We start from the raw sequence: 22100 nt of genomic DNA on the forward strand, positions 1-22100 counted from the left end.
CGAGACGGACACGCCTCGCGGGTGATAAAGTGCCTGCATAGTGGCCTGAGGCATATTACATGTCGCTTTCGACATCGCACGCTGCGGAAAAACAGGAGGTCGCGCGCCGAAGCACCTGGACGAGCATTGCGCTTAATAGCGGGCTTACTGCCGCGCAACTCGTCGTCGGCACTATTGGGCATTCTCAGGCACTCATTGCCGACGGCATTCATTCGCTGGCAGATATCGTGTCTGATTTTATCGTCTTGATTGCCAATCGACAGGCTGCCGCTGCGCCCGATGTGGACCATAACTACGGTCATAGCCGCTATGAAACCGTGGCGTCGTTATTCCTCGGTGGATTGTTGGTCGCGGTTGGCGTCGGAATGTTGTGGCGTGCCGGAACGCGGATCGTGAACCTTCAGGATATTCCGCCGGTGCACGCCGTCGCGCTCGCAGTCGCGATAATCGTCCTTGTTTCAAAGGAAGCGCTTTTTCGCTATATGCTTCGCGCCGCCGAACGCGTTCGTTCCGCCATGCTGGTCGCAAACGCCTGGCATGCCCGTTCCGATGCTGCCTCTTCACTCGTCGTCGCGCTCGGAATTATCGGCAGTCTGGCGGGATTTCGAATATTGGACCCGATCGCCGCAGCGCTCGTCGGATTTTTGATCGGCAAAATGGGGTGGACGTTCGCGTGGGATGCTTTACAGGATCTCTCCGATCGCGCGCTCGATCAATCGACCACGGAAGATTTGCGCGGCATTTTGCTGGGCACACCCGGTGTGCGCGAAGTTCATGAACTGCGCACGCGAAAAATGGGCGACCTGGCGATTGTCGATGCGCATATTCTCGTCGATCCGCTGATTTCGGTTTCGGAGGGACATTTCATCGCCGAATCGGCGCGCGCGCACGTGCTGGCCGATCCGCGCGTCATCGATGCGCTCATTCACGTCGATCCGGAAAGCGATGAGCTCAATCCGTTGCCGGGCAATTTTCCATTGCGTTCGACGGTAAGCGACGCCGTCCGCGCAGCGTTCGCGCAGCAGAGGATTCCCGTCGAGTCGCTGAACCTGCACTACCTGAGTGGCGGCTTCGATATCGACGTCGTGCTGCCGGCGTCGATCGCGCATGACGCGGCTTCCAGACTGAAAGCGATCGATTTCGCTGCGCTCAGGCGTCAGCTCGGCGCGCACGAAGTCCGCGTGACGCAGGCGCTCGATATCGCCGCGGCGACGTCCGGAAAGGCGGTCGGCACGCCGCGCTGAGGCCGCGCCTCAGAGCGGCAGTTGCGTGTCGAACTTGATTTCGCGGAGCACGACGCTGGTTCGCACCTGTGCCACGGCCGGTATCTTGAAGATGCGATCGTGCAGGAATGCGTCGTACGCCTTGATATCCGGTGCGACGATCTTGAGGATGTAGTCGGACTCGCCGGTGGTGCTGTAGCACTCGGTCACTTCCGGGCAAGTGGCGATTTCGCGTTCAAACTGCTCGACGCCGCCTTCCGTGTGCCGGGTCAGATGGATATGCGCGAGCGCGCACACGTGCAGGCCGAGCTTTTCCCGGTCGAGCAGCGCGGTATAGCGCTGAATGACGCCGGATTGCTCCATGTCCTTGATGCGTCGCCAGCACGGCGTGCTCGACAGGCCGACCTGATCCGAGATTTCCTGAACGGAGCGCCGTGCGTCCAGCTGCAGAAGACGCAAGATTTTTTGTGAGAATGTATCGAGAGTCAACTGCGCCTCCGTTCGGTCGCGATCTGACTCTAATGGTAGAGGCGCCGGAAAAGAAACGCAATGCAACGCGCCTGCACTGAGGTAGTTTCCCTAACTCACTGGCCTGCCTGCGCGTTTTTACCCTCCGTGTCGTCGTTCATGTCGGCCGACGTCCGCGAGGACGCGGCTTGGGACGCCCGCAGTTCCGCGAGCATGTTGCAGAAGAGCGCGCCTTGCTCGATCGCATCGTCGAGCGCGACGTGCGTGTGCGGCAGTTCGTCGAACCAGTGCTTCGGCAGGCGCGGCTTGATTGCCTTGCGGTACGGCAGACCCGTCATCGCGAACGCGAGCGTCTTGATGTCGAGCGCCGACCATGAAAACGGGCAGCGCTCGGCGAAGCGCATCATGTACCAGAACATATAGGTGAAGTCGAAGCCCGCCGGATAGGCGACGAACACCGGCTTGCCGGGCAGCGCTTCCACCCATTCGACATAGGCGGGCAGGGCGATTTCCGGTTTCTGCAGATCCTTGCGGCACGCGGCCCAGGCGTCCGGCTGCGTCTTCCACCAAGCGGCCTGGACCGGGTGCGGCGCCGCGCCCTCGAGCGTCTCGAGATTCGCGGAGAACGTGGCGATCAGCTGCTTGTCGGCCGTGAACGCCGCCGATGCGAAGCTCAGCATCGAATGCGGGCCGGGAATCGGGCCATCGGCTTCGACGTCCGTGCTGACGTAGATTTCGGGAATCGCGTTCACGCCGCCACCTCGTCACCGACGAACGGGTTGCTGCGCCGCTCGTCGCCGAATGTCGACGCGGGGCCGTGACCGGGAACGAACGTGACGTCTTCGCCGAGCGGCCAGAGCTTTTCCCGGATCGAGCGGATGAGGTCCGCGTGATTGCCGCGCGGAAAATCCGTCCGGCCGATCGAACCGGCGAACAGCACGTCGCCGACGAACGCCAGCTTGTGCTTGCGGCTGAAGAAAACCACATGGCCGGGCGTGTGGCCCGGGCAGAAATGGACTTCCATGGTTTCGTCGCCGAATTGCACGGAGTCGCCGTCGTCGAGCCAGCGCTCGGGCGTGAATGCCTGTGCGTCCGCAAAGCCGAATCGCTGGCTCTGGGCGGGCAACTGGTCGATCCAGAAAGCATCCTCCCGATGCGGACCTTCAATATTGATGCCGTAGTGGTCCGCGAGCGCCTTCGCGCCGCCGCAGTGATCGAGATGACCATGCGTCAGAAGAATCTTCTCGACGGTCACGCCCTGCCGTTCGACTTCCGCGATGATTCGCTCGATGTCGCCGCCGGGGTCGACGATCGCGGCGCGCTTCGTCGCCTCGCAGATCACGATGGAGCAGTTCTGCTGGAAGGGCGTCACGGGAACGAGAATGACTTTCATATGACTGTCGTCGATACAAGACGGCCTGTAAAAACGTTCATTGTACCGGTGCCGAAACATCCGCGACGCGGGCTGTTTCGGTCTTCAAAATGCGCCAAAACCCGGCAATTCTTACGCCCATAGCGAAAATCAATGACTGTTTGCGCAGTCTGACGAGCCGAACCCCGGTTTTTTTGTATAATGGCATCACTTGTGCATGGAGTTAACCATGCCGTCAATGGGCGAATGTCAGAACGCCAGTGCGTTTTTACAATCGCCATCAGTACGCTGTTGGGGGCCAAAAGCCTCGCAATTGCAACTCAAGCACCTCAGTAGGTGCACACGTCTTGTCCGGCCAGACGCCGCGCGTCTGTCAGTTGGCCCTTGCTGCCATCACGCCGGATGGGGCCTACGCCGCCGTTCCTGCGCTTGCACTTGGCCTTTTCAGCGCACGGATGTGATGCCACGTTCGATGGCGGCATGTGGGGTCTGGTCAGGCTGCCGGGGACAGGTTGCGCCAGACGTGAACAATAACCGGGCTTTGCGGCACGAGTACGCCGCATCCGAGCAGGGCTCGCCGTTCGCTTGACCGAACGGCGTTGTGCTTTGCGCGGGTCTTGCCTCGAGTGGCCTTGCGCGCGCCGACCAGCGCTGCGCGGCCGCTCATTTATCGTTGATACACGTCTATGAATGCTCGATTTATTCGACATGTGGGGAGCCTGCTGGCAGTTGGCGTGCTGGCGGGTTGCGCCGCGCCGGGTTCGGGCGATGTTGCATCCAATCCTCAGACCACAAACACTCTGAGCACGGGCGGTGCCCGCTCGACTGCGCCGCTCGCATTCGATTCGCACCTCTCCGCAGTCCCGGCCGAGAAGCCGAGCCAGGATCGGTCGCTCGCGAACGCCGAGCCGATCACGGCCGGTCCGGACGTCGGCAGCTTCGAACAGAAGGGCAAGGCCTCGTGGTACGGTCGCATGTTCCATGGCCGCAAGACCGCGAGCGGCGAGAAGTTCAACATGAACGCCATGACCGCGGCGCACCGCACGCTGCCGCTCGCGTCGTGGGTGCGCGTGACGAACGAGTCCAACCAGAAGACGGTGGTCGTGAAGATCAACGACCGCGGTCCTTACGTGCGCGGACGCGTGATCGACTTGTCGTACGCTGCCGCGGCGGCGCTCGGCATGCGCGGCGTCGGCACGCAGAAGGTGAAGATCGAGGGTCTGACGCAGCAGGAAGCGCGTTCGGCGCGCGAAGAGCAGGCTCAGTCTCTCGCCGACGACAACGTGAACTGATCGATCAGACTCGCTGCGGAAGTTTGCGAGCCATGACGGGCCGTCTTGCGACGGCCCGTTTTTCATTCCTCTTCGCTGTCACCGCGTTTCGCGAGCGCGAGCGCGCGCTCGTAAAGCGCGTTTCGCGACGCGCCCGTCAACGTCGCGGCGATGCGCGCCGCGCTCTTCACCGACAATTCCTCCAGCAGCGTCGAGAGCAGCCCATCGTGCGCGTCTTCCGCGTCCTGCGTTTCGGGCGCGCCTTCCACCACCAGGACGAATTCCCCGCGCTGACGATTCGCATCGGCCTCGAGCCACGCTGGCCCTTCGGCCAGGGTGCAGCGATGCAGGCTCTCATGTAACTTCGTCAATTCGCGGGCGATCAACAGTTGCCGCTCGCCGCCGAAAGCATCGGCGAGCGCGCGCGTCGTCTCGACGATGCGATGCGGCGCTTCGTAGAACACTAGCGCCATCGGATGACTCGCGAGCGTGCGCAGCTGCGTCGCGCGCTGCTTCGGTTTCGCGGGCAGAAAGCCGATGAAGGAAAAGCCGCGCACCCACGCGCCCGCCGCGCTCAGCGCCGTGGTGAGCGCGCTCGCGCCCGGCAGCGGAATGACGGGCAGCCCCGCTTCGCGCACGGCGTCGACGAGACGCGCGCCGGGATCGGAAATGCCGGGCGTGCCCGCGTCCGACACGCACGCGATGCGCTCGCCGTTCTTCAGATGCTCGATCACGCGCGCGGCGGCGCTGTTCTCGTTGTGCTCGTGCACCGCGATCGAAGGCTTCGAAATGCCATAGCGCGCGAGCAATTGCGCGGTGTTGCGCGTGTCCTCGGCGGCGATGCGGTCCACGAGCCCGAGCACATGGAGCGCGCGCACGGTGATGTCCGCGACGTTGCCGATCGGCGTGGCGACGACATACAGCGCGCCCGTCGGATAAGTCTGCCCGTCGGCGAGTTCGGAGAGCTGAAGCATGAGCGCGGGCGTCGAGGGAAAGGACGTCATTTTGCCACGCGTGAACCCGGTGGTCCTTCGACAACTTTTCTGGAGAAGTCGTGTCCAAAACGCTCGGCGACGCATTCGAGTCGCGCGCGCTCGAATTCCTGCAGCGGCAACGCCTGCGCCTCGTCGCGCGCAACGTGACGTGCCGGGGCGGCGAGATCGATCTCGTCATGATCGATGAACGCGGCGCGCTCGTATTCGTCGAAGTGCGGGCGAGAAGCAGCAGGCGGTTCGCGAATGCAGTGGCGAGCGTCGATGCGAGAAAGCGCGCGCGGCTCGTGCACGCCGCGCAGCATTTCCTCGCGACATGGCGTGGCGCGATGCCCGCGTGCCGCTTCGATGTCGTCGCGTTCGATGCCGGCCGCATCCATTGGCTGGCTGACGCTTTTCGCGCCGACGAGGCCTGAACCTGCGGTGCGCCGCGTGATGCTTGCGGTAAACTGCGCAACAACCTGCGCCCAGGCAATGATGCTTCGGGCGCTCAAGTCACGTGCCACACATCGCCGCACGCCGCGGCCGATAATCGAGAGTCGATGTCAGTCGAACGTATCCAACAGCATTTCCGCGACAACGCGGCGCTCACACTCGAAGCACTCGACACGCTGGCGGTCCCGATCGCGGCTGCCGTCGACACGCTGTTCGGCGCGCTCGCCAACGGCTCCAAGATTCTCGTTTGCGGCAACGGCGGATCCGCTGCCGATGCGCAACGCTTCGCCGCGCAATTGATCGGCCGCTTCGAGCGCGAGCGTCCCGGCTTGCCCGCCATTGCGCTTACGACCGACACGTCGATTCTCACGGCCATCGGCAACGACTACGCGTTCGAGCAGATCTTCTCGAATCAGGTGCGCGCGCTCGGCCAGGCGGGCGACGTGCTGCTTGCGCTCAGCACGTCGGGGAACTCCGTCAACGTGCTCGCGGCCGTTCAGGAAGCGCACGAGCGCGAAATGATCGTGATCGCGCTGACCGGCAATGGTGGCGGCGTGTTGTCCGAAGTGCTTGCCGAGACCGATATCCACATCTGCGTGCCTGCCGAGCGGACAGCGCGTATTCAGGAAGTCCATCTGCTGACCATTCACTGTCTGTGCGACGGCATCGATGCGATGCTGCTCGGCGACGATTGAAACTGAAAGGGGGAACGGAGTTGATGAACAAGACACGCGTCAAGGCGACGCTGGCCAACGCCACGCTGGTGGTGAGCATGTTGTCGGGAGTCGCATTGACGTTGCAGGGCTGCGCGCTCGCGGTCGTCGGCGCGGCTGCGGGCGGCACGTTGATCGCCACCGATCGCCGCACGCTCGGTGCGCAGACCGAAGACCGCGAGATTCAGGTGAAGGCGCTCTCGCGGATCAACGAAAACGTGCCCGATACGGCGCATGTCAACGTGACCGTCTTCAACCGGCGTGTGCTGCTGACCGGCGAAGTGCCTGATGAAGCGTCGAAGCAGAAGGCCGAGGCGGTCGTGCGCGACATCAACAACGTCGGCAGCATCGTGAACGAACTATCGGTTCAGGGCGCGAGCTCGATCTCGTCTCGCGCGAACGACTCGTATCTCGAAGGCCGCGTCAAGACCGCGATGGTCGGCGAGAAGGACTTGCGCGCGAACTACTACAAGGTCGTGTGCGAGCGAGGCGTCGTCTATCTGATGGGGCTCGTGACGCCGGACGAAGGCGCGCACGGCGCGGATGTCGCCGCGCGGGCGCCGGGTGTCGAGCAGGTCGTGAAGGTGTTCCAGTACATCAAGCCGGAAGAGGCGCGGGCGCTGGAAGCGGCAGCCGCATCCGATGCGAGCGCGGTGTCCACGGCGAGCGCGCCAGTTCCCGCCGAAGCGACGGTCGGTGCGGTCCCGGATTCGGGCGTGACTTCGCGTCCGCTGGATCAGCAGTCGCCCGCGCCGGTCAAGAACTCGGACGTGCATCCGGGTAATCCGAATCCGGCACCGGCGGCGAAATGACGATGTTGCGCGTGATGTCTGGCGCGGTGCTCGTCGCCGCGTCTTTCGGGGTGTTCGCTGCGGAGCAGCCCGTTTCTTCCGCCTCTTCCGCCGACGCAATGGCGGTTGCGCGCAGCAACGCGTGCATGGGATGTCACGCGATCGATCGCAAGCTCGTGGGGCCGTCGTTTCAGCAGGTCGCCGAGAAGTACAAGGGCGATGCCCAGGCGGGCGCCAAGCTCGAAAAGAAGGTGAAGAACGGCGGCGCTGGCGTCTGGGGCCCGATTCCGATGCCTTCGCATCCCAAGATGACCGACGCGGATATCAGGACCGTCGTCGCGTGGGTGCTGGCGGGCGCGCCGCAGAAGTAAGCTGACTCGTCGGAGGGCTTGCCTCTGGGCGCGGTGGCTGTGGTACAATTTTCATTCGTTGGGGGGGTAGCTCAGCTGGGAGAGCGTCGCGTTCGCAATGCGAAGGTCGGGAGTTCGATCCTCCTCCTCTCCACCAGAATTCAAAGGGCTTGGCTTAAACGCCAAGCCCTTTTTCATTCCCCTCCGCCTGTCCGCTTCCCCCTCACATTAAACTGATTCTCATATCCAACGTGAGAGGGGCGACATGCACTTCAGTATCCGCGAAATCGACCACGTCGTGATCCGCTGTGCCGATCTCGACAACATGGTGCATTTCTACCGCACCGTGCTCGGCTGTCCGGTCGAGAAGGAACAGCGCGACCTCGGTCTCGTGCAGATGCGCGCGGGCCGCTCGCTGATCGATCTGCTGGCCGTGGGCGCGAGGATCGACCGTCCGGAAAGCGGCCAGCCGGGCGCCGGCCGCAATATGGATCACTTGTGCGTGCGCGTCGAGCCGTTCGATCCGGATGCGTTGCGCGCGCATCTGGAAGAGCATGGCGCGCGCATCGGCGAAGAGGCGCGGCGTTATGGCGCCGAAGGCTTCGGTCCTTCGCTCTATCTGTTCGATCCCGAAGGCAACATGATCGAGCTCAAGGGGCCACCAGAAGCGTGAGCATCAGGCCGCGCCGCCCTTGAGCGCATTCCAGCGAATCGCAACGGGATCAATCTGCTCGCTGCCCAGCGACGCCTCGCCGTCCTGCACCATCAATTGCAGGCGCATCGTCCGCTCGGCGAGTTTGCCGAGCGCTTCGGCGACGCCATCCGCAAGCGACCAGACCGTCACGTTCTGCAGCCGCTCGACCTTGCCCTTCACGCCTTGCCACCAGATGTCCGCAGTCCTGCCTGAGTACGCGATGACGATCACGCGCTCCGAGCGGCCGCTCGCTTTCGAGATGCGGCGCTCGTCGGGCTGGCCCACTTCGATCCACGTCTGAATCTGTCCGGTGAGATCCTTTTGCCAGAGATCCGGCTCGTCGGTATCGGACAGACCCTTGCAGAACTCCAGGCGCTCGTCGGCAAAGAGGCCGAACGCGGCGACGCGCACCATCATCCGTTCGTCCGTCTCGGACGGATGACGCGCGATGGTCAGAGAATGATCGCCATAGTAGTGGCGGTCCATGTCGGCAATCTGGAGGTCTGCCTTGTAGATCGTGGATTTGAGAGCCATTCAGAGTCGGGGGCCGGTTCGTCGGCCGGCAAATTGGAGGTGAGCGGGATCGAAAGCCGATCGGTGCCACGCGCTCAGCCGCGCGCGACCGACATTGTGCGGCGAATTGACGAGAATTTGGAAGACAGCGAGGCGCGCGCGTGGACGATACGCCCGCCGCGCGGAAGAAAAAACACTGGTTGGAAAAGGCGCGGATTTATGCCGTCTATTAATTCGCGGCTAAATCGAAGCCTCGGCGCGATTCAAAAATCGCGCCGGATTGCAGAAGTGCGTCTACGTGGTGAGCCGGCTTATTGATCGATGAACCGGTCGGCAGTCCACATTCCCCGCGTATCGTTGTTGGCGGCATTGACGAATTCGACGTCATGCCCAACTACGCGCAGTACGCGAAAATGCGATTCGACCGGAGTCGAAATACATTCATAGCCTTCGAAATACTGCTGCATCTTCTGATGCTCGCCGGCTCTCGCGTGCTGGTCGGCCGAATCGAACTTGTCCTTGGACAAGCAGCCATACGAATTGGGCCGAAACGTGAATGTCTTCTGAGGCTGAATAACGCTATCTTGGGCTTGCGCTGCGGATACGACGGCGCACAAACCCATCATCGCGAAGAGAGCACTGGCGCGTTTCTTCATGTATATAGCCTCCAAACGAAAACCGTTTCGCAATTAGCTATGTATTTAAAAGCGGATGACCGCAAGAGTCATGCTAGTTGAGTGCGCTAAACTTGCAAGCATATGTTGTGTGCGGGCGCAACACGTCAGAATGTCACAGGGTTTTAAATCGACAATCTCCGTGCGTAAATCAAATGAAAATCTGCGAAATAGCGCTTTTAGAGAAATGAAAGCGTTTGATCAGTGCGGCTCGCCTGCGACAATCTGCCTCTTGGCGGCTTTTGGTGCGGCGCATTAGGAAGATGCGCGAAACCTACGCTTCTGGATCCGCACGCTGCGTCGTCAAGCTGGCTGAACGGCCTATTGCCACGCCAGCGCGTTCGTGGATAAATCGAAGCATCGAATCAAGGAGAACAAGAATGCCCCTTGCTCAATGGCTGCCGTTCGCGATCGCTTCGGCGATTCTCGTCGCGATTCCCGGGCCGACGGTGCTGCTCGTCGTGTCTTACGCGCTCGGCCACGGCCGCAAATACGCGCTCGCGACGACCGCCGGCGTCGCACTCGGCGATCTCACCGCGATGACCGCGTCGATGCTGGGCCTCGGCGTGCTGCTCGCGGCGTCCGCCGAACTGTTCATGGTCGTGAAGTGGGTCGGCGCGGCTTATCTCTTCTACCTCGGCATCAAGCTGTGGCGCGCGCCGGTGGTCGATGCGGACGCCGTGAAACCCACGGGAGAGCTGCGCGCGGGACGCATCATGGCGCACGCCTATGCCGTCACGACGCTCAATCCGAAGAGCCTCATTTTCTTCGTCGCGTTCGTTCCGCAATTCGTCGATCCGCATGCCGCGAGCGTGTCGCAGATCGCGATTCTCGAAGCGACCTTCATCGGCCTTGCTGCGGCCAATGCGTTCGCCTACGCGCTGCTGGCGTCCGGCGCGCGCAAGGCGATCCGCAAGCCTTCCGTGCAGCGCGCGGTCAATCGCACGGGCGGCGCGCTCCTGATGGGCGCGGGCGTCTTCGCGGCGGCATGGAAGAAAGCGGCATGAGTCAGCCCGAGGACTGGACCGCGAGCGCGCGGCGCGTGTATTTCGGCTTGCTGGACGACTGGAACCGGCAAGATGCGGCGGCAATGGCGGCGCGCTTCACGGAACGCGGCAGCCTGGTTGGCTTCGACGGGAGCCCGGTCGATGGGCGCGCGTGCATCGAAGCGCATCTTCAGCCGATCTTCGCGCAGCATCCGACGCCGCTTTTCGTCGCGAAGGTGCGCGAAGTGAGGCGCATGGCGAATGGGCAGACGCTGCTCGTGCGCGCGGTCGCGGGCATGTGGCCGCGCGGCGCGACGGAGCTCGATCCGCGCTTCAATGCGATTCAGACGATGGTGCTTTCGCTTTGCGACGGCGCATATCGGATCGAGATGTTCCAGAACACGCCGGCGGCGTTTCACGGGCGGCCGGAAGAGAGCGAGCAGCTCAGCGCGGAGTTGCGCGAGGTGGGCAAGCCGCAGGGCGCCTGATTTTATTTTCCGATGCAGAAGCGGCTGAAGATCACGCCCAGCAAGTCATCGGAAGTGAATTCTCCGGTGATCGAATTGAGATTGTCCTGCGCGAGCCGCAGTTCTTCCGCAAAGAGATCGAGCACCTGAGACTGTTGATCGGCATGCTCCGCGGCGAGCGCGAGATGATCGCGGGCCTCGCGCAACGCGATCAGATGCCGTTCGCGCGCGAGATACACGCTTTCCGCGCCCGCCTGCCAGCCGGCGATCTTGAGCAGTTCGTCGCGTAGCAGCGCGATTCCATCGCCGGTTTTCGCGGACAGATTCACCTCGCGCGCGTCGTCTTCACCGTCGCGCACCGCAGGCGGCACGCCCGCAAGGTCGGCCTTGTTCATCACGCGCACAATCGGCACGCCTTGCGGAAAGCGCGCGGCAATGACCTGATCCTCCGCCGTCGAACCGACGCGCGCATCGAGCAGATGCAGCACGACATCCGCTCGCTCGATCTCGCCCCACGTGCGCTCGATGCCGATGCGCTCCACTTCGTCCTGTGTCTCGCGCAAGCCCGCCGTATCGATGATATGCAGCGGAATGCCCTCGACCTGGATGGTTTGCGCAACCTTGTCGCGCGTGGTGCCGGCAATCGGCGTGACGATCGCGAGTTCCGCGCCCGCAAGCGCGTTCAGCAGCGACGACTTGCCGACGTTCGGCTGGCCCGCGAGCACGACCGACAGCCCTTCGCGCAAGAGCGCACCCTGACGCGCATCGGCAAGGACTGCATCCAGCCGTTGCCGGATGCGCGCGAGCTTGCCGCGCGCGTCCGCCGCTTCGAGAAAGTCGATCTCTTCCTCGGGAAAATCCAGCGTCGCCTCGACGAGCATGCGCAGATTGATCACGTCTTCGACGAGCGCGTGAATTTCCCGCGAAAACGCGCCGTCCAGGGAACGGCCGGCCGAGCGCGCGGCGGCTTCCGTGCTCGCTTCGATCAGATCGGCGACGGCTTCGGCCTGCGCGAGATCGAGCTTGTCGTTGAGAAAGGCGCGTCGGGTGAACTCGCCCGGCTCGGCGAGCCGCAGGCCGAAGTCGCGGCCCACTTCGATCGCGCGTTGCAGAACCAGCTGCAAGACGATCGGACCGCCGTGGCCCTGCAACTCCAGCACGTGTTCGCCCGTATAGGAGTGCGGCGCCGGGAAGTAGAGCGCGATGCCGCGATCGAGCGCTTCTCCCTTGACGTCGACGAACGGCACATAACTGGCGTGTCGCGGCGCGAGCGCCTGACCGCACAGCGCGTGCATGGCTTTCTGCGCGGCGGCTTCACCCGCTCGCCCAAACGACAGACGCACGACTCCGATTCCTCCGCGCCCGGGCGCGGTGGCGATTGCGACGATCGGATCGGTATCGTTGCTCAACATGACGGCGGTGCGGACAGGTGGTTTCGGAGTGCCGGCATTGTAGCGCGGCGGACAGTCCGCACCCTCCGGCGCTAGGTTTAGGAGGATTCTTGCGTTATCTTATTTAAGATACGCGATTGAATCGATTTTCGAGAAGATGTTTGCCCGGCGGACGAAGCGATGTCTCGACCCTACTGGCTATGGGCGCAAACAACGCTGCTAAAAGGCAGTTATATAAAACGCTCACATAAGATAAATGCATACAGGATTGGGCCAAATCTAGCGCAATTGGTTGACTTGTAAGCAGCGATTGCCTCGCACAATCCAGCCCATGCCTACACCACAAGAAAAGGCCGATTTCTCCGAGCGGCTCAAATTCTCGATGACCCGCGCACCCGAAAAGATGCGCGGCGCGACCGATCTCGCATTGCACTTCAACCTGCGCTACCAGGGGGAGCCGGTTTCGCCCCAGACGGCGCACAAGTGGCTCACCGCGCGTTCGATTCCAACCGTCGACAAGCTGAAGACGCTCGCCGAATGGTTCAAGGTCGATCAGCACTGGTTGCACTACGGGCCGCCGCCGAGCGGCAATCCGCAAGTAACGCCAAAGCCGCTCGCGCACGACGAGCAATATCCGGCATCGGAGGAAACGCTCGAACTGGCGACGAAGATCGAGGCGCTCTCGCCGCATCACCGGTACCTGCTCGAAGAACTGGTCGAGCAGTTTTATGGATCGATGAAGCGGTGAGCGCCGCGCCCTGACGCTTCCAGACGGCCGGCGAAAACGAAAACGCCCGGCAAGCCGGGCGTTTCCACGTTCAGATCAAGTCGGAAGAAGCCTCAGGCCGCTTTCTTCTTGCCCTGTCCCATCATCCGCGTGATGTAGTACTGCTGCGCGATCGACAGCACGTTGTTCACCACGTAGTACAGCACCAGACCGGCCGGGAAGAAGAAGAACATGACCGAGAACGCGATCGGCATGAACATCATCATCTTGGCCTGGACGGGGTCGGGCGGCGTCGGATTCAGCTTGGTCTGCACGAACATCGAGGCGGCCATCAGCACCGGCAGGATGAAGTACGGATCCTGTTGCGACAGATCGTGAATCCAGCCGATCCACGGCGCGCCGCGCATTTCCACCGACGACAGCAGCACCCAGTACAGCGAGATGAACACCGGAATCTGCACGACGACCGGCAGACAGCCGCCGAACGGATTGACCTTCTCGGTCTTGTACAGCTCCATGAGCGCGGCGTTCATCTTCTGCGGGTCGCTCTTGAAGCGCTCGCGGAGCTGCTGCATGCGCGGCGTGATTTCCTTCATGCGCGCCATCGACTTGTAGCTCGCCGCCGACAGCGGGAAGAACACGGCCTTGATGAGCAGCGTGAGCAGCACGATCGCCCAGCCCCAGTTGCCGACATAGCTGTGGATCTTCTCGAGCAGCCAGAAAAGCGGCTTGGCGATGATCGTCACCATGCCGTAGTCCTTCACCAGCTCCAGACCCGGCGCGATGCCTTCGAGCATGCGCTCTTCTTCCGGGCCGGCGAAAAGACGCGCATCGACATTCACGCTCTGTCCCGGCGCGATGGTCTGCACCGCCTGCGTGACGCCCACGCGATACAGGTCCGGATCGATCTTCTGCACGTAGATGTCGCGTTTCGCGCCTTGCTGCGGAATCCACGCGGACGCGAAGTAGTGCTGCACCATCGCGATCCAGCCGTTGTCGGCGGACGGCTCGAAGGTGGCCTTGTTCTTGTCGATGTCGGAGAAGTCGATCTTCTGGAAGTGCTTCTGATCCGTGTAGACCGCCGGCCCGATGAAGGTGTGCGAGAAGCGCGGCGTTTCGACCGGCGTGTTGTCGCGCACGAGCTCCATATAGAGCTTCGGCGAGACCGGCGCGGTGCCGACGTTCTCGATCTTCGTATCGACGTTGATCACGTAGCTGCCGCGCGTGAACGTGTAGGTCTTGATGACCTTCACGCCGCCCTTCACCGGCGATTCGAACGCGATCTTCAGCGTCTTCTCGTCGCCCGTGAGGGAGGTCTGGCCCGGCACCGGCGTGAAGATGTCGTTATGGTTCGGGAAGTCGCCGCCGAGCAGGCCCGTGCGCGCGAGGTACGTATGGTTCGCCGTGTGATCGAACAGCGTGATGTAGAGGTTCGGCTGCTTGCCATCGCCTTCCTTCATCAGCGAAAGCTTCGAGAGCGTGCCGCCGCGCGTGTCGATCTCACCGGAGTACACGTCCGTCGTGAACTTGACGAGCTGGGCTTGCGCCGTGGCGGGCGGCGTCGTCGCGCCGGGCGCGGCCGTGCCGGCCGGCGCGTTCGGCAGCTCGGACGGCTGCGCACCCGGCGTAGCCGTTCCCGGTGCGGGGTTGCTGGCGGTCTTGGCCGGTTGCGTCGCGCTCGGGAAGAACATCGACGGGCGCCCATGGTCGCGTTGCCAGTTGTCGAACAGCAAAACAACTGACACAAAGAAGATGACCCATAGGACGGTGCGTTTGATATCCATGCGTTGTCTCAGTGTCGATCGGAAAGCGCTTCAGCGCCGTTTAGTGTTGAAAGCTTGTCTCGCGGGGACTTGCCGGAGGACGCGGAATCCGGGCGCGAATCGGGCTTGTCGGGATCGCCGGCATGCCCGGGAGGCTGCGGCACGAGATCGACGCCGCCCGCCGAGAAAGGATGGCAGCGGCAGAGCCGCTTCACGGCGAGATACGTGCCATGCGCGGCGCCATGATACTGGATTGCTTCGCGCGCGTAGTCGGAACAGGAAGGATAAAAGCGGCACCGGTTGCCGAGCAGGGGGCTCAGAGCAACCTTGTAGAAGCGCAACAACGCGATGAGTGCCGTTTGCATAAGCTTCGCGCCGCACGCCCGGTTCGTCACGATGGACAAACCTGGCGCATCCTGCGCTTCATGACCCTGATGAACCGGTCGGGCCGGATGAATCGTCGACGGCGGGCGCATCAGGCGGCGCCGCCACGGGTTCGGCCGAGCGGCGCGCTGCTTCGCGCACGGCACGGTCGAGCAATGTTTCCAATTCGCTGCCGATGAGCGCCCTGAGCGGCGGGGAGCTCGCGCTCGGCATCGCCTTGCGGTCGATCTTCGTGTGCAGCCGCACGAGAATATCGAAACCGTTCAGCTGCTGACGGCGCAACCGGAACGCCTCCCGCGCAAGCCGCTTGATCAGGTTGCGCGTGACGGCGCGCGGCGCCTGCTTCTTGCCGATCACCAGCCCGAGCCGTGCTGCGTTCCCCGTCGGCTTGCCGTACAGCACGAAGTGCGGCGAGCGTCGCCAGGGGCGCAAACGAAAAACGGATGAGAACTCATCCGTTTTCAGCAGCCTTGCGGCCTTGGGGAACGCGGCCTGCGCCGGCAACTGAACGATGTCCTGTCTCCAGACTTCTGTGCGGCGCGTGAGCGACTCGTCGACGGGAAAGCCGCGAGCGGCTCGTTTAGCGAACCGTTCCGGCAGACTTAAACTGCCAGGCGCTTGCGGCCCTTCGCGCGGCGAGCGTTGATGACCTTGCGGCCGCCAGCGGTCTTCATGCGAACGCGGAAGCCATGGGTGCGCTTGCGGCGCGTCACGGAAGGTTGGTAAGTACGTTTCATGATGCTCTCACTTGAGTTGATTGACCGCGCGGGCTTGGCTCCAGTGTGGTCACTGCAAGCGCGATGGCCGGAGGTTCAGGAATTCTGTTTTCGCGGAACCCGCTATTTAAACCGTTTTCCTATTGACCGTCAATAGGTTAGCGAGAATAGACGCCGGAGCAGGGGCATTCCGGCGCGCTCCGACGCGCTGATGTGTCCCTGTGGATAACTCGCGCGACGCCCTCGTTTGGCGTTAGAATCTCGCCTTACTCCCAAATATCCGCCCGCTGCTTCGGCCCGCCATTCGCCCGCAAACCCTTGCGGCGTAAGCCTCCGGAGCACGCCTGCTCGGCTGTGCCGGGACTTGCCGATGAGCTTCGGCAAGCACGGCCGGCAGGTGCGCGGAGCAACCATAACGACCGCATTCGATGAACGATTTCTGGGAACACTGTTCCGCACTGCTCGCGCGCGAACTTACGCCGCAGCAGTACGTCACGTGGATCAAGCCGCTGACCCCGGTCGACTTCGATGCCGACGCGAACACCCTGCGCATCGCCGCTCCCAACCGCTTCAAGCTCGACTGGGTGAAGAGCCAGTTTTCGGGCCGTATCGCCGATGTGGCGCGCGATTTCTTCAGCGCGTCCATCGACGTGCAATTCGTCCTCGATCCGAAGGCCACTGCGCGCAACGCCATCGGCGGCGGCCTGAATGCCGCGCCGCGCGCGAGCGCGCCTGCGGCGCCGCGTGCGCCGGCGCCGTCTGCGGCCGTGCCGCAAGCGCCATCGGTCGTGGCGCATGCCAACGCCACTGCCCACATCAACGCGCTTGCAGCCGAAGCGGCGCAGCAGGCACAAGCGACGCAGGAAGATCAGGCCGATCTTGACCTCCCGAGCCTCGACGCCAACGAAGCCGCCGCCGGCCGACGCACATGGCGTCCGGGCGGCGCTCCTTCGGCCGCCAGTGAAAACGATTCCGCGTACGAGCGATCGAAGCTGAACCCGGTGCTGACCTTCGACAACTTCGTCACCGGCAAGGCGAACCAGCTCGCGCGCGCCGCGGCGATCCAGGTCGCCGACAACCCCGGCGTCTCGTACAACCCGCTCTTTCTGTATGGCGGCGTGGGGCTCGGCAAGACCCACCTGATTCACGCCATCGGCAACCAGTTGCTGATGGACAAGGCCGGCGCGCGCATCCGCTACATCCATGCGGAGCAGTACGTGTCCGATGTCGTGAAGGCATATCAGCGCAAGGCCTTTGACGACTTCAAGCGCTATTACCATTCGCTCGACCTGCTGCTCATCGACGATATTCAGTTCTTCTCCGGCAAGTCGCGCACGCAGGAAGAGTTCTTCTACGCGTTCGAGGCGCTCGTCGCGAACAAGGCGCAGGTCATCATCACGAGCGATACCTATCCGAAGGAAATCTCCGGCATCGACGATCGCCTGATCTCGCGCTTCGACTCCGGTTTGACGGTGGCGATCGAGCCGCCCGAGCTCGAAATGCGCGTCGCGATTCTGATGCGCAAGGCGCTGTCCGAAGGCGTGAGCCTGTCGGAGGACGTGGCGTTCTTCGTCGCGAAGCATCTGCGCTCGAACGTGCGCGAGCTCGAAGGCGCGCTGCGCAAGATCCTCGCGTACTCGAAGTTCCACGGCCGCGACATCACGATCGAGCTGACCAAGGAAGCGCTGAAAGACCTGTTGACGGTGCAGAACCGCCAGATCTCGGTGGAGAACATCCAGAAGACGGTCGCCGACTTCTACAACATCAAGGTCGCCGACATGTATTCGAAAAAAAGGCCGGCTAACATTGCGCGCCCGCGCCAGATCGCGATGTATCTGGCGAAGGAGCTGACGCAGAAGAGCCTGCCCGAGATCGGCGAGCTTTTTGGCGGACGCGACCACACGACGGTGCTGCACGCGGTGCGCAAGATCGCGTCCGAGCGTGGCACCGACGCGCAGCTGAATCACGAGTTGCACGTGCTCGAACAGACGCTGAAGGGCTAAAGGATCGAGCGGCGCGGCGCGAAGAAGGTACGCGTCAGATATTGCGCGCGAAAGCCTGTTTTTTGACGAAAACGCCCCCATTTTTAGGGGGCGCCTCCGTTTTGAGGCACAATATAGGTTTAGCCGCTCAAGGCCTGGGCGGCTTGGCGTCAAGCTTTCGCGAGTGACCGGCGGGGGGCCGGCAACGCGGGTTACGAGGTTGTCCGTCGGCAATAAGGTGGCGAAACCGACGGACGAGCCGTCACATCAACGAAGGAACTCTATGCAACTGGTCAAGACTGAACGAGACAATCTTCTAAGGCCGCTGCAAACCGTGAGCGGTATCGTAGAACGCCGCCATACGTTGCCGATCCTCGCCAATCTGCTCATTACCAAGAACGGCGCCGATGTGTCGTTCCTCTCGACCGACCTCGAACTCCAGATCACGACCCGCGCCGATTTCGGCGTCGGCAGCGACCAGGTCGCCACCACGGTCGCCGCGCGCAAGCTGCTCGACATTCTGCGCGCGATGCCCTCCGGCGAAGTCGTGCTCGATCTTTCCGACAAGCGCCTGACCGTGCGTTCCGGCAAGAGCCGTTTCGCGCTGCAGACGCTCGCCGCCGACGAATTTCCCACCGTCAACCAGGCTACTGACTTCGGCGCGAGCCTTTCGGTTCCGCAGAAGACGTTCCGCCAGCTGCTCGGCATGGTGTATTTCTCGATGGCCCAGCAGGACATCCGCTACTACCTGAACGGCATGCTGCTCGTGGTGGACGGCGACCAGCTGATGGCGGTCGCGACCGACGGCCACCGCCTCGCGTTCTCGTCGATGAAGATCGAAGGCTCGTTCCCGCGCCAGGAAGTCATCATCCCGCGCAAGACGATTCTCGAGCTTCAGCGTCTGCTGGAAGACATCGACGATACGCTGAAGATCGACATCGCCGCGACGCAGGTGAAGTTCAGCTTCGGGCAGGTGGAGCTGGTGTCGAAGCTCGTCGAGGGCAAGTTCCCCGACTTCCAGCGCGTGATTCCGAAGTCGCACAAGAACACGTTCGAAATCGGCCGTGAAGAATTGCAACGCTCGCTGCAGCGCGCGGCCATTCTGACCTCCGACAAGTTCAAGGGCGTGCGCTGCCTCGTCGAGCCGGGCCAGCTCAAGATCATGTCGACCAACGCCGACCAGGAAGAGGCGCAGGAAGAACTGGAGATCGCTTATCAGGGCGACACCGTCGATATCGGATTCAACGTCACGTATCTGCTCGACGTGCTCGCGAATCTGAAGGTCGATACGCTCAATGTGAGCCTCGGCGACGCCAATTCCAGCGCGCTCATCACGATTCCCGACAACGAGGAATTCAAGTACGTGGTGATGCCGATGCGCATCTGACGCGCGCATTTACCGTGAACACTCCAAGGGGCGGCGCGCCCCTTTGGCGTTTTTAAGGTGTTTTGAAAAGTTCGAGCAGTAACCCAGGCAGTGACGCAGAACCGGAAAAAATCCATGACTGAAAACACAAATTCGCAACCCGACAACAGCTATGGCGCATCGTCCATTCAGATCCTCGAGGGTCTGGAGGCGGTGCGCAAGCGCCCGGGCATGTATATCGGCGATACGTCGGATGGCACCGGTTTGCATCACCTCGTTTTCGAAGTGCTGGACAACTCCATCGACGAAGCGCTTGCCGGTTATTGCGACGACATTCACGTCACGATTCACGCGGACAACTCGATTTCCGTGACCGATAACGGCCGCGGCGTGCCGACCGGCCTGAAGCGCGACGACAAGCACGACCCGAAGCGCAGCGCGGCGGAAATCGTGATGACCGAGCTGCACGCCGGCGGCAAGTTCGACCAGAACAGCTACAAGGTGTCGGGCGGCCTGCACGGCGTGGGCGTGTCGTGCGTGAACGCGCTGTCCGAATGGCTGCGCCTGACGGTGCGCCGCGACGGCAAGAAGCACTTCATGGAGTTCAGGCGCGGCGTCGTGCAGAACCGCGAGATCGTCGAGGAGGACGGCGTGCAGTATTCGCCGATGCCCGTAGTCGGCGACACGGAAAACCGCGGCACTGAAGTGCACTTCCTGGCGGACGCGACAATCTTCGGCAATGTCGAATTCCACTACGACATTCTCGCGAAGCGCATGCGCGAGCTTTCGTTCCTGAACAACGGCGTGCGCATTCGCCTGACCGACCAGCGCACCGGCAAGGAAGACGACTTCGCGTTCGCGGGCGGCGTGAAGGGCTTCGTCGAGTACATCAACAAGGCGAAGCAGGTGCTGCACCCGAACGTGTTCCACGCGACGGGCGAGCGCGAGAACGTGACCGTGGAAGTGGCGATGCAGTGGAACGACAGCTTCAACGAGAGCGTGCTGTGCTTCACGAACAACATTCCGCAGCGCGACGGCGGCACGCACCTGACGGGTTTGCGTGCGGCGATGACGCGCGTCATCAACAAGTACATCGTCGATAACGAGATCGCGAAGAAGGCGAAGGTCGAGACGACCGGCGACGACATGCGCGAAGGCTTGTCGTGCGTGCTGTCGGTGAAGGTGCCGGAGCCGAAGTTCAGTTCGCAGACGAAGGACAAGCTGGTGTCGTCCGAAGTGCGTGCGCCGGTCGAGGAGATCGTCGCGAAGGCGCTCGAGGATTATCTGCAGGAGACGCCGAACGACGCGAAGATCATCACGGGCAAGATCGTCGATGCGGCGCGTGCTCGCGATGCCGCGCGCAAGGCGCGCGAGATGACGCGTCGCAAGGGCGTGCTCGATGGCATCGGCCTGCCGGGCAAGCTCGCGGATTGCCAGGAGAAGGATCCGGCGAAGTCGGAGATTTATATCGTCGAGGGCGACTCGGCGGGCGGTTCGGCCAAGCAAGGGCGCGACCGCAAGTTCCAGGCGATTCTGCCGCTGCGCGGCAAGGTGCTGAACGTCGAAAAGGCGCGCTTCGACAAGCTGCTTTCTTCCGAGCAGATCGTCACGCTGGTGACGGCGCTTGGGTGCGGCATCGGCAAGGATGACTACAACCTCGACAAGCTGCGCTATCACCGCATCATCATCATGACCGACGCGGACGTGGACGGTGCGCACATTCGTACGCTGCTGCTGACGTTCTTCTATCGGCAGATGCCGGAGATCGTCGAGCGCGGGTATATCTATATCGCGCAGCCGCCGCTCTACAAGATCAAGGCGGGCAAGGACGAAAGGTATATGAAGGATGCGCACGAGCTCAATCAGCATATGTTGAAGCTCGCGTTGCAGGGTTCCGAATTGATACCGAGCGAAGGCGCAGATCCGATTTCCGGCGATGCGCTGGGTGAGCTTGCACGGGCGTACTTGTTGGCGCAGGCGGTGGTGGATCGTTTGAGCCGCATCTATGACGCGGCCTCGCTCGAAGCGGTGATGGATGGCGTGGTGATCGATCTGTCGTCACAGGAAGCGGCCGAGGCTTCGGCGAAGCGGCTCGAAGAGCGGCTGCGCGCCGATCCGCTCAAGCCCGAAGTGTCCGTCGAAGCGGCTTATGATCAAGTGCGCGAGTTGCGGTCGCTGCATATCAAGCGGCGTCATCACGGCAATGTGAAGGTTTACGTGTTCGATGAGGACCTTCAGTTGACCGCCGACTATAAGCAGCTCGTTTCGACTGCGGATACGTTCAAGGGGTTGATCGGAGAAGGTGCGCTGATCAGGCGCGGCGAGCGGTCGATGGCCGTGTCCAACTTCAAGAGCGCGATGAAGTGGCTTATCGCGGATGCGGAACGCAACGTCAGCAAGCAGCGCTATAAGGGCCTCGGGGAGATGAACCCCGAGCAGCTGTGGGAAACGACGATGGATCCGAACGTGCGGCGTCTCTTGCGCGTGCAGATCGAGGATGCGATTGCCGCCGATGGCATCTTCACCACGCTCATGGGGGATGATGTCGAACCGCGGAGGGCGTTTATCGAGAGTAATGCGTTGAGGGCGGGGAATATTGATGTTTGATCTCAAGTGTGCTGCAGGGAAACGGAATTGGCAGGATTAGTGCACGGTTAGCTGGACTCGAGAGCACGGAGTTGACTGGACTGCCTGGAAAACTCCGAATTCGAGGGAACACCCCGACCTACGTCAGACGGTGCCCTTGTGGGGCACCGTCCGCTCGTCGCGGCGCGGTCGGTCCTAGTACGCGCGCTGATGAATGACCGCTTCCAAGAATGCGA

Annotated in this window: 24 protein-coding genes and 1 tRNA gene; 14 read left to right on the plus strand and 11 right to left on the minus strand. The window is 62.4% G+C overall.

Translation table 11 applies throughout. From position 1 onward, the window contains the following. Nucleotides 1-59 precede the first annotated feature (59 nt). Nucleotides 60-1244, plus strand: coding sequence for a cation diffusion facilitator family transporter (locus AWB83_RS18360; RefSeq protein ID WP_087047042.1), 1185 nt, complete (start codon nt 60-62; stop codon nt 1242-1244). Nucleotides 1245-1253: 9 nt separating this feature from the next. Here the strand turns inward: AWB83_RS18360 and AWB83_RS18365 are convergent, their stop codons facing one another. From AWB83_RS18365 to AWB83_RS18375, 3 genes are all read right to left on the minus strand, one after another. Further along, entirely contained in the window at nt 1254-1712 is a 459-nt protein-coding gene (locus AWB83_RS18365) for an Lrp/AsnC family transcriptional regulator (RefSeq protein WP_008352298.1), read from the minus strand. A 95-nt stretch (nt 1713-1807) separates the two neighbouring features. Further along, nucleotides 1808-2443 (minus strand): 3'-5' exonuclease family protein, encoded by a 636-nt coding sequence (locus AWB83_RS18370; protein WP_087047043.1) that lies wholly within the window; start codon nt 2441-2443, stop codon nt 1808-1810. After that, on the minus strand, nt 2440-3084 hold the full coding sequence (locus tag AWB83_RS18375; RefSeq protein ID WP_087047044.1) for an MBL fold metallo-hydrolase: 645 nt from the start codon (nt 3082-3084) through the stop codon (nt 2440-2442). Before AWB83_RS18375 ends, AWB83_RS18370 begins: the two co-directional genes overlap by 4 nt. A 665-nt stretch (nt 3085-3749) precedes the next feature. Here AWB83_RS18375 and AWB83_RS18380 point away from each other — a divergent pair. Then, complete coding sequence (locus tag AWB83_RS18380; protein ID WP_087047045.1) at nt 3750-4355, plus strand: septal ring lytic transglycosylase RlpA family protein; 606 nt, start codon at nt 3750-3752, stop codon at nt 4353-4355. 62 nt (nt 4356-4417) lie between these two features. Here the strand turns inward: AWB83_RS18380 and rsmI are convergent, their stop codons facing one another. Continuing rightward, nucleotides 4418-5308, minus strand: a complete 891-nt coding sequence (rsmI, locus tag AWB83_RS18385; protein ID WP_087047074.1) for a 16S rRNA (cytidine(1402)-2'-O)-methyltransferase — start codon at nt 5306-5308, stop codon at nt 4418-4420. An 80-nt stretch (nt 5309-5388) separates the two neighbouring features. Here rsmI and AWB83_RS18390 point away from each other — a divergent pair, with 80 nt between their 5' ends. From AWB83_RS18390 to AWB83_RS18415, 6 genes are all read left to right on the plus strand, one after another. Next, complete coding sequence (locus AWB83_RS18390) at nt 5389-5742, plus strand: YraN family protein (protein WP_087047046.1); 354 nt, start codon at nt 5389-5391, stop codon at nt 5740-5742. Between the two features lie 126 nt (nt 5743-5868). Next, a complete protein-coding gene (locus AWB83_RS18395; RefSeq protein ID WP_087047047.1) occupies nt 5869-6456 on the plus strand; it encodes a phosphoheptose isomerase in 588 nt (195 codons plus the stop codon). 23 nt (nt 6457-6479) lie between these two features. Beyond that, nucleotides 6480-7286, plus strand: coding sequence for a BON domain-containing protein (locus tag AWB83_RS18400; RefSeq protein ID WP_087047048.1), 807 nt, complete (start codon nt 6480-6482; stop codon nt 7284-7286). Next, entirely contained in the window at nt 7283-7636 is a 354-nt protein-coding gene (locus AWB83_RS18405; RefSeq protein ID WP_167389128.1) for a c-type cytochrome, read from the plus strand. Before AWB83_RS18400 ends, AWB83_RS18405 begins: the two co-directional genes overlap by 4 nt. A 60-nt stretch (nt 7637-7696) precedes the next feature. Then, nucleotides 7697-7772 (plus strand) — tRNA-Ala (locus AWB83_RS18410). Between the two features lie 108 nt (nt 7773-7880). Next, a complete protein-coding gene (locus tag AWB83_RS18415; protein WP_087047049.1) occupies nt 7881-8288 on the plus strand; it encodes a VOC family protein in 408 nt (135 codons plus the stop codon). Between the two features lie 3 nt (nt 8289-8291). Here the strand turns inward: AWB83_RS18415 and AWB83_RS18420 are convergent, their stop codons facing one another. After that, nucleotides 8292-8843: a YaeQ family protein gene (locus AWB83_RS18420; protein ID WP_087047050.1), complete on the minus strand. Its 552-nt coding sequence runs from the start codon at nt 8841-8843 to the stop codon at nt 8292-8294. Nucleotides 8844-9133: 290 nt separating this feature from the next. Next, nucleotides 9134-9478 carry a surface attachment protein Sap1 gene (gene sap1 / locus AWB83_RS18425; protein WP_087047051.1) on the minus strand — a complete coding sequence of 115 codons (345 nt, stop codon included), beginning with the start codon at nt 9476-9478 and terminating at the stop codon, nt 9134-9136. Nucleotides 9479-9876: 398 nt separating this feature from the next. On the opposite strand from sap1, the gene AWB83_RS18430 reads away from it, so the two are divergent. After that, a complete protein-coding gene (locus AWB83_RS18430) occupies nt 9877-10503 on the plus strand; it encodes a LysE family translocator (protein WP_087047052.1) in 627 nt (208 codons plus the stop codon). Continuing rightward, complete coding sequence (locus tag AWB83_RS18435) at nt 10500-10970, plus strand: SgcJ/EcaC family oxidoreductase (protein WP_087047076.1); 471 nt, start codon at nt 10500-10502, stop codon at nt 10968-10970. The genes AWB83_RS18430 and AWB83_RS18435 overlap by 4 nt, the downstream gene beginning before the upstream one ends. A 2-nt stretch (nt 10971-10972) precedes the next feature. Here the strand turns inward: AWB83_RS18435 and mnmE are convergent, their stop codons facing one another. Beyond that, nucleotides 10973-12361: a tRNA uridine-5-carboxymethylaminomethyl(34) synthesis GTPase MnmE gene (mnmE, locus tag AWB83_RS18440; RefSeq protein ID WP_087047053.1), complete on the minus strand. Its 1389-nt coding sequence runs from the start codon at nt 12359-12361 to the stop codon at nt 10973-10975. A 310-nt stretch (nt 12362-12671) separates the two neighbouring features. On the opposite strand from mnmE, the gene AWB83_RS18445 reads away from it, so the two are divergent. Beyond that, nucleotides 12672-13088: a transcriptional regulator gene (locus tag AWB83_RS18445; protein WP_087047054.1), complete on the plus strand. Its 417-nt coding sequence runs from the start codon at nt 12672-12674 to the stop codon at nt 13086-13088. A gap of 92 nt (nt 13089-13180) precedes the next feature. Here AWB83_RS18445 and yidC read toward each other — a convergent pair whose 3' ends face one another. From yidC to rpmH, 4 genes are all read right to left on the minus strand, one after another. Beyond that, nucleotides 13181-14851: a membrane protein insertase YidC gene (gene yidC / locus AWB83_RS18450; RefSeq protein ID WP_087047055.1), complete on the minus strand. Its 1671-nt coding sequence runs from the start codon at nt 14849-14851 to the stop codon at nt 13181-13183. An 8-nt stretch (nt 14852-14859) separates the two neighbouring features. Beyond that, nucleotides 14860-15195 carry a membrane protein insertion efficiency factor YidD gene (gene yidD, locus AWB83_RS18455; protein WP_208636768.1) on the minus strand — a complete coding sequence of 112 codons (336 nt, stop codon included), beginning with the start codon at nt 15193-15195 and terminating at the stop codon, nt 14860-14862. 58 nt (nt 15196-15253) lie between these two features. Next, nucleotides 15254-15727, minus strand: a complete 474-nt coding sequence (gene rnpA, locus AWB83_RS18460) for a ribonuclease P protein component (protein WP_087047056.1) — start codon at nt 15725-15727, stop codon at nt 15254-15256. 89 nt (nt 15728-15816) lie between these two features. Further along, the gene (rpmH, locus tag AWB83_RS18465; protein WP_006998755.1) at nt 15817-15951 is read right to left on the minus strand and encodes a 50S ribosomal protein L34; all 135 of its coding nucleotides are present in this window, start codon (nt 15949-15951) and stop codon (nt 15817-15819) included. 407 nt (nt 15952-16358) lie between these two features. On the opposite strand from rpmH, the gene dnaA reads away from it, so the two are divergent. The 3 genes from dnaA (at nt 16359) to gyrB (ending at nt 21885) form a co-directional block, all read left to right on the plus strand. Then, nucleotides 16359-17933, plus strand: a complete 1575-nt coding sequence (dnaA, locus tag AWB83_RS18470) for a chromosomal replication initiator protein DnaA (RefSeq protein WP_087047057.1) — start codon at nt 16359-16361, stop codon at nt 17931-17933. 262 nt (nt 17934-18195) lie between these two features. Then, the gene (dnaN, locus tag AWB83_RS18475) at nt 18196-19299 is read left to right on the plus strand and encodes a DNA polymerase III subunit beta (RefSeq protein WP_087047058.1); all 1104 of its coding nucleotides are present in this window, start codon (nt 18196-18198) and stop codon (nt 19297-19299) included. 114 nt (nt 19300-19413) lie between these two features. Then, nucleotides 19414-21885, plus strand: coding sequence for a DNA topoisomerase (ATP-hydrolyzing) subunit B (gene gyrB, locus AWB83_RS18480; RefSeq protein ID WP_087047078.1), 2472 nt, complete (start codon nt 19414-19416; stop codon nt 21883-21885). The last annotated feature ends 215 nt before the right edge of the window (nt 21886-22100 follow it).

This window comes from Caballeronia ptereochthonis (genome assembly GCF_001545075.1).
In the GTDB taxonomy this organism is placed as follows: Bacteria; Pseudomonadota; Gammaproteobacteria; order Burkholderiales; family Burkholderiaceae; genus Caballeronia; species Caballeronia ptereochthonis.

Coding starts and splice junctions, on each gene's coding strand:
- AWB83_RS18415 (WP_087047049.1), top strand. CDS start 7,881: ATGCACTTCAGTATCCGCGAAATCGACCACGTCGTGATCCGCTGTGCC.
- AWB83_RS18375 (WP_087047044.1), bottom strand. CDS start 3,084: ATGAAAGTCATTCTCGTTCCCGTGACGCCCTTCCAGCAGAACTGCTCC.
- dnaN (WP_087047058.1), top strand. CDS start 18,196: ATGCAACTGGTCAAGACTGAACGAGACAATCTTCTAAGGCCGCTGCAA.
- AWB83_RS18400 (WP_087047048.1), top strand. CDS start 6,480: ATGAACAAGACACGCGTCAAGGCGACGCTGGCCAACGCCACGCTGGTG.
- AWB83_RS18430 (WP_087047052.1), top strand. CDS start 9,877: ATGCCCCTTGCTCAATGGCTGCCGTTCGCGATCGCTTCGGCGATTCTC.
- AWB83_RS18360 (WP_087047042.1), top strand. CDS start 60: ATGTCGCTTTCGACATCGCACGCTGCGGAAAAACAGGAGGTCGCGCGC.
- AWB83_RS18420 (WP_087047050.1), bottom strand. CDS start 8,843: ATGGCTCTCAAATCCACGATCTACAAGGCAGACCTCCAGATTGCCGAC.
- AWB83_RS18445 (WP_087047054.1), top strand. CDS start 12,672: ATGCCTACACCACAAGAAAAGGCCGATTTCTCCGAGCGGCTCAAATTC.
- yidD (WP_208636768.1), bottom strand. CDS start 15,195: ATGCAAACGGCACTCATCGCGTTGTTGCGCTTCTACAAGGTTGCTCTG.
- sap1 (WP_087047051.1), bottom strand. CDS start 9,478: ATGAAGAAACGCGCCAGTGCTCTCTTCGCGATGATGGGTTTGTGCGCC.
- AWB83_RS18435 (WP_087047076.1), top strand. CDS start 10,500: ATGAGTCAGCCCGAGGACTGGACCGCGAGCGCGCGGCGCGTGTATTTC.
- AWB83_RS18395 (WP_087047047.1), top strand. CDS start 5,869: ATGTCAGTCGAACGTATCCAACAGCATTTCCGCGACAACGCGGCGCTC.
- dnaA (WP_087047057.1), top strand. CDS start 16,359: ATGAACGATTTCTGGGAACACTGTTCCGCACTGCTCGCGCGCGAACTT.
- gyrB (WP_087047078.1), top strand. CDS start 19,414: ATGACTGAAAACACAAATTCGCAACCCGACAACAGCTATGGCGCATCG.
- yidC (WP_087047055.1), bottom strand. CDS start 14,851: ATGGATATCAAACGCACCGTCCTATGGGTCATCTTCTTTGTGTCAGTT.
- AWB83_RS18380 (WP_087047045.1), top strand. CDS start 3,750: ATGAATGCTCGATTTATTCGACATGTGGGGAGCCTGCTGGCAGTTGGC.
- rsmI (WP_087047074.1), bottom strand. CDS start 5,308: ATGCTTCAGCTCTCCGAACTCGCCGACGGGCAGACTTATCCGACGGGC.
- rpmH (WP_006998755.1), bottom strand. CDS start 15,951: ATGAAACGTACTTACCAACCTTCCGTGACGCGCCGCAAGCGCACCCAT.
- AWB83_RS18405 (WP_167389128.1), top strand. CDS start 7,283: ATGACGATGTTGCGCGTGATGTCTGGCGCGGTGCTCGTCGCCGCGTCT.
- mnmE (WP_087047053.1), bottom strand. CDS start 12,361: ATGTTGAGCAACGATACCGATCCGATCGTCGCAATCGCCACCGCGCCC.